Origin of the sequence: Streptomyces sp. NPDC058964 (genome assembly GCF_042741275.1) — a bacterium.
In the GTDB taxonomy this organism is placed as follows: domain Bacteria; phylum Actinomycetota; class Actinomycetes; order Streptomycetales; family Streptomycetaceae; genus Streptomyces.
Genome location: NZ_JBHYKH010000477.1, coordinates 1,267 through 7,011, shown reverse-complemented (window position 1 = coordinate 7,011; position 5,745 = coordinate 1,267). Strand labels below are relative to the sequence as shown.

Here is a 5,745-nt window from a genome sequence, read left to right as displayed (position 1 = left end):
GCCCTGCAAGGATCCCCAAGCCCACCCTGCCCTCCGAGGGGCACAACCGCCCCGCCGCACCCAAACCCGGCGACCGTGTCGCCGTCATCGCCGCCAGCGGACCGACCGACCAGGAGAACCTGGAGACCGGCCTGGATTCGCTGCGCGGACTCGGCCTCCAGCCCGAGGTCTTCGCCTCCGCGCGAGCGACCGGCGAATACCTCGCCGGAGACGACGCCCTGCGCGCCCGCGACCTGACAGCCGCCCTCACCGACCCGGCGTTCACGGCCGTCTTCTGCGCGAACGGCGGCTACGGCGCCCAGCGCACCCTGGAACTGGTCGACTGGGACGCCATCGGCACGCCCACCCCGCGCACTGTCATCGGATTCTCCGACGTCACGGCCCTGCTGGAAGCAGTGGCGGTGAAGCTGGGCTGGACGGGCCTGTTCGGCCCGATGCCCGCCATCCGCGGCTTCCACCCCGGCCGCGCCGACTTCGACAGGCTCGCCGCACTGCTCACCGACCCGGCGTCCGTCAAGGAGCTGCGCTTCCCCGACTCCCGCCCCTTGGTCGGCGGCACCGCGGAGGGCGTCACACTGGGCGGCACGGTCACCCTGCTCGCCTGCTCCTTGGGCACCGACACCTCGCTGCCCGCGCGCGGCGGCATCGTCCTGCTGGAGGACGTGGACGAGGAGACCTTCCGGCTCGACCGGTTCCTCACCCAGCTGCGCCGCGCCGGATACTTCGACGGCGCGGCGGGCATCGTCTGCGGCACCTTCACCGACTGCGGCACACACGAGCGCGTCGAGGAACTCCTGCACGACCGCCTCGGCGACCTCGGCATCCCGGTCCTTGTCGGCGCGGACATCGGCCACGGTGTGCCACAGCAGACGTTCCCCATCGGCACCCGGGCCAGGCTCGACGCCGACGCGGGCGTACTCACGTTCCTGAATCCCGTACTCACCTGAGCCAGCAGGGAGGACCACCTCGGCGGGAACGCCGCGCGCCTGAGCGCAGACCTCATCGACCGCGTCCAGGCCTCCCGCCCGTCCGCCGTAGGACTCAGCCTGGCCACTAGTAGGACTCCGTTAGGTATGGGGGCGACGTTCGCCGCATCTCCCGGGCCGTCGTCAGCAGCCCCCGCGCTGCTACCCATGGCGCCAGCGGCCGTCTTAGCGGTGCTCCGCACCAACTGACTCTGCGTACCCTGTGCCTCTGTGGAGTCCCACATGATCGGCTGGGCTGCCTGGAATGCGATACCTCCCCCGTTCTGGTCGACCCCCTCCAGGCCCCCGGAGTCACTCCGCTGAAGTGCCAAGCCGGTAGAGTCAACTCCCAGTTTCAACTGGCTCAGCGCCGGGTTCTTGGCAGCCTCCGCCGTGTTCACCACGAGCAGTTCCGAAAAGCCGGCCGCGGTCACCCGCATCTTCAGGTCTACGTCGGGCAGCACGTTGGGGTAGGTGGCCGTGTCACCGTCCAATCTTGGTGCTGGCAGCGCAGTGGGCCATGAGAACGACAGCTTCTTGCCTGCCTGTTCCAGGGTGACCAACGGAACCGTGCCACCACCGGAGAATGAGGTTCCCCCGCCGTGCGGGAGTGGCTGACTAGCTGGTCAGAGCGGGTTGACGTGGTTTCAGGTTCACTTGTTCGGTCGCTGCCTGGTCGGCGTAGTGCTTCTCCTCGTATTCGATCGGGCTGAGGTAGCCGAGCCGTTTCTGGATGCGGCGGGGGTTGTAGAAGCCGTCGATATACTCGAAGAGCGCGAGGTTCGCTTCGGCCCTGGTGGCGAAGAGGCGGCCGCGGATGCACTCGGTCTTGATGACCATCCACAGGTTCTCCGCCAGGGCATTGTCGAACGAGTCGCCGACCGAGCCCATGGATGCCTGGATACCGGCTCTGACCAGGCGCGTTGTGAGCTTCACGGACGTGTACTGACAGCCGTGGTCGGCGTGGTGAACGAGCTCGCCGGGGGCGACTTCGCGGCTGGCCAGGGCATACTCCAGCGAGGTGAGGACCAGGTCAGCGTCCGCGCGGGCGGAGGTCTCCCAGGCCACGACCCGGCGGGAGAACGCGTCACGGATCGCGGACAGCCACAGCGGTCCCTCCCCGGTGGAGATCATGGTCAGGTCGGTGACCCACAGCCGGTTCGGCCCGTTCGCGGTGAAGTCGCGTTGAACCAGGTCAATAGCGCAGGCACGACCTCTTATTCAGGCGCAGAGCCCCACCGTCGCATCGGTGGGGCTCTGTGTTGTGTGCGGGTCAGGCGACCTGGAGCTTGAGCTGGCCGTCGGCAGCGGGCGGAACTGCCCGGTAGTCGGCAGTTTCAGGTTGGGCAGGTCGCCGGCTTTGCTGCTGCTGATGGCATCCGGAACGCGGCTTCCATGTCCTGATGGCTGGCGTACTTCGCGGCCAGGGGGTGCAGGCGGTAGGAGTTGCCCTTGCCTCGGCTGCCGTCCTCGTTCTTCGGGCGCAGGACGATGTTCAGCTCGCACAGGGGGCGATGAGGTTGCCGATGGCCTGCGGGGTGACGCCGTATTCGGTGGCCATGTCCTTCTGCCGTACGGGGAGAGGGCCGCCGAAGAGTGGCTAATCCACTTGCCCCTCGGGCGGCCAGGAACGCCGCAACTACCTGGCCTTTCTCGGACTCGCCGCATGACCTCAGCCATCGATATCCCTTCCTCGTGCGGGCCAGCGGAGCGCTTGATGGATGGGTATCACCCTGTACGCCTTCGGTTCCCACAGCGGGCGGGCCAGCCCGGTCCCATCACTGCGGAAGCAGCGCTCTCTTGTCGTACGGCGAAAAGTAGGGAGAACGACATACGTAAGCCGGAACGCTAAGAATTGGGTAGGTCTGATAGCAATTTGGCCTTGTCCCATGGCTGCGAGGGTTTGCCGTTCGGATCGAGTCCATCGGGCCACCTCGCATGTATCCCAGCACCGATGGGATTCATGTAAGCGAACCCTGTGTCAGCGGCCAGCCGATAGAGGACTTCGGCTCTGTCGTGATCCCCGGCCTCCTCACGCATCCGCGCGAGGTGGACAAAGGCGGCAGGGTTACCCCTGTCAGCCGCCTGCCAGTAGGTAGCTTGGGCTCCATCATGATCCCCGGCCTTATCTTGCAGCTGCGCGATGCAGACCAAGGCACCGGAATCGCCTGCGTCGGCGGCCCGCCGGTAGAAGGCTTTGGCCCCCTCGTCGTCCCAATGCAGCTCCCGCATCCATGCGAATGTGGCCCAAACGTCCCGTCTGCCTGCGTCGGCGGCCCGCTGGGCCAAGCCCTCCGCACCGTCGCGATCCACGGCCTGCACCCGCAATACGGCAAGTGCGACTAGGGCACCAACGTGACCCACGTCGGCGGCCCGCTGGGCAAGGCCCTCCGCGCCGCCGCGGTCACCGGTCCGCTCCCGCAATTCCACCAGGCGAAGCAGAGCGTATGAGCTGCCCCTGTCGGCGGCCCGCATGGCGAGGGCTTCGGCACCATCATGATCTCCAGCCTGCACCCGCATCAGTGCAAGGCCGGCCAGGGCGTCGGAACTGCCTGCCTGCGCAGCCCGCTCGTAGAGAACTTCCGCACCCTCACGGTCGCCGGCCTTCTCCCGCCACCGTGCAAGGCGGACCAGGGCGTCGGAACTGCCTGCCTGCGCGGCCCGCTCGCAGAGAACTTCCGCACCCTCACGGTCGCCCGCCTCCTCCCGCCACCGTGCAAGGCGGACCAGGGCGTCGGAACTGCCTGCCTGCGCAGCCCGCTCGCAGAGAACTTCCGCACCCCACGGTCGCCCGCCTCCTCCCGCCACCGTGCAAGGCGGACCAGAGCATCGGAACTGCCTGCCTGCGCAGCCCGCTCGCAAAGGGCTTCCGCACCCTCACGGTCGCCCGCCTGCACCCGTCTCCGTGCAAGGCGGACCAGAGCATCCGGCTGGCCAGTATCGGTTGCTCGCCAGGCAAGGCGTTCGGCTCCGCTGCGATCCCCGGCTTCATCCACCACCTCCGCGAGGACGGCCAGGGCGGACGGGCTGCCAGCACGGGCGGCCTGACAGCGAAGGTGGTGCGCCCATTGGAAGCGGTATCGGCTGTTGGCCGCGTCGGCGAGGTTGTTGAGGTCATCGGGATGACTGAGGTGGGTGTGGGCGGCATTCCAGAAGGAGGCCGGAGGGCAGAGGGCTCTGCATACGGTGCGCCCGTGTTGTTCGAGGTAATCGGCCAGTCGGAACACTGGGCTCGCGATGAAGGCGAGTGCGGGCGAGGCAGTTGAACTGCTGGGGACTCGGTGCACGGGACGGGGACTGACACGACGCAGAGGTGCCTGCTTGCCATGGACAGGCTTTGCGAGTTCGACGTAGGCCGCCTCTGCCCAATCGTCGGTGAGGTCCGCGTAGTCGCTCTCGCTGAGGTAGTCGATGGCAGCGTCAGTGAGGAACGGCCGCGGCAGGTACAGACCGACACCGAGGCGGCGAGCGTCCATCGCTGCTGCCAGCAGAGCCGCAGCTGCCGGGCTTGCGTGCTGATAGCGGATGAGGAGTTCGGAGGCACCGGCAAGATCTTGTGCGACGCGCCCGTCCGTGCGGGCGCGGGTGAGCGCGTCGGCCAGCAGACCGTCGCCGCCCGCGGCCAAGGCGGCCGCCGCGGCCAAGGCCCGGGCGTCAAAGGAATCCGGGACGGTCACAGTGCGGCCGGACAGCAGTTCCCGCACCCGGCTGTGTGGATCCTCCCGGCCGGAGGCGGGCAGGGCCGCGTACTGAGCGGCGTACTCGGGCCAGAGCGTGCCCAGCACAAGGACCGGCCCGCGCTCCGGGGTGACGAGCAGGTGGTGCACGGCCGCCGCGATCCGCTCACCCGCCGCCCGATCGCCGAGGTAGTGCTGGGCCTCGTTCAGCCACACCACCGTGCGCGGCCCGACACGGTGCAGATCCTCCAGGGCAGCCTCCGCCCGGGTCGGGTCGAAGGGATGCCACAACCGCCAACCCCGCTCCGCAAGTGGCTGCACGGCCTCCCAGCACGCCCGGGTCTTCCCGGTCGACGACGTACCCACCAGGACCAGCATCCGGCTGCGACCCTCAATCGCATCAGCCACCGCCTCGGCAAGGACCTCGTCGTGCGCCCGCGACACATAGCCGGGCAGCACTCGCCGCACCGCCGTCCCAGCGCCCTGTGCGGTGGAGTCGGTGCCGGCGGGGTGGACCTCCAGGTCGTGCGGCTCCCACTCCCCGATCAACCTGCCGGGCTCCAGCCGCTCACCGGCCTGGTCCCCGGCCGCATCCCGCTGCAGCGCCAATAGCTCCTCGACCGGCAGCTTCAACGCACGGGCCAGCGCCGCCACGGTCTGCGCCGAGGGCACCGGCCCGTCGGTCTGGAAGGCCTCCGACACCGTCGTACGCCCCAACCCCGCCCGCGCGGCCAGATCCGTCTTGTTCAGCCGCATCCGGGCCCGCCCGCCATCCAGCTGCCTGCGCAGTTCGGTGAGTGCCGGATAGTGGCTGATCTGCTCGTCGCGCACGTGCTCGCCCCCGGGCCGTGATGTGTTGCCGGTATTCATCTTCCTCCGGGCGAACCCCGGCGAACACGGAATCCACGACCTTCGGCCACGTCAACACCCCACCGTGTAAAGGGAGTCTGCCGTGACCGTCGCCGTCGTCCTCCTCGCCACCGCACTCGTGATCGTCGTCGCACTGCTGGCTGCCGTGGCAGCCGGGCATCGCGCCCCGCAGGGCCCGGCGAACAAGCCCCCCCCCCTCACCCCCCCCCCCCACACCCTGGGCCCCCGGGCGA

4 protein-coding genes are annotated in these 5,745 nt (G+C 68.9%); 1 reads left to right on the top strand and 3 read right to left on the bottom strand.

Annotated features, from left to right (window positions below; all coding sequences use genetic code 11):
- The first annotated feature begins 11 nt into the window (after nt 1-11).
- Nucleotides 12-947 (top strand): LD-carboxypeptidase, encoded by a 936-nt coding sequence (locus ACFW2E_RS37575; RefSeq protein ID WP_384473754.1) that lies wholly within the window; start codon nt 12-14, stop codon nt 945-947.
- Between the two features lie 636 nt (nt 948-1,583).
- Here ACFW2E_RS37575 and ACFW2E_RS37570 read toward each other — a convergent pair.
- The 3 genes from ACFW2E_RS37570 to ACFW2E_RS37560 form a co-directional block, all read right to left on the bottom strand.
- On the bottom strand, nt 1,584-2,159 hold the full coding sequence (locus ACFW2E_RS37570; protein WP_384473751.1) for an IS3 family transposase: 576 nt from the start codon (nt 2,157-2,159) through the stop codon (nt 1,584-1,586).
- Between the two features lie 654 nt (nt 2,160-2,813).
- Entirely contained in the window at nt 2,814-3,197 is a 384-nt protein-coding gene (locus tag ACFW2E_RS37565; protein WP_384473748.1) for a hypothetical protein, read from the bottom strand.
- A 287-nt stretch (nt 3,198-3,484) separates the two neighbouring features.
- The gene (locus ACFW2E_RS37560) at nt 3,485-5,473 is read right to left on the bottom strand and encodes a helix-turn-helix transcriptional regulator (RefSeq protein ID WP_384473745.1); all 1,989 of its coding nucleotides are present in this window, start codon (nt 5,471-5,473) and stop codon (nt 3,485-3,487) included.
- Nucleotides 5,474-5,745: the final 272 nt, after the last annotated feature.

What these genes read in the sequence shown, in the direction of transcription:
- ACFW2E_RS37565 (WP_384473748.1), bottom strand. Translation starts at nt 3,197, where the DNA reads ATGCGGGAGCTGCATTGGGACGACGAGGGGGCCAAAGCCTTCTACCGG.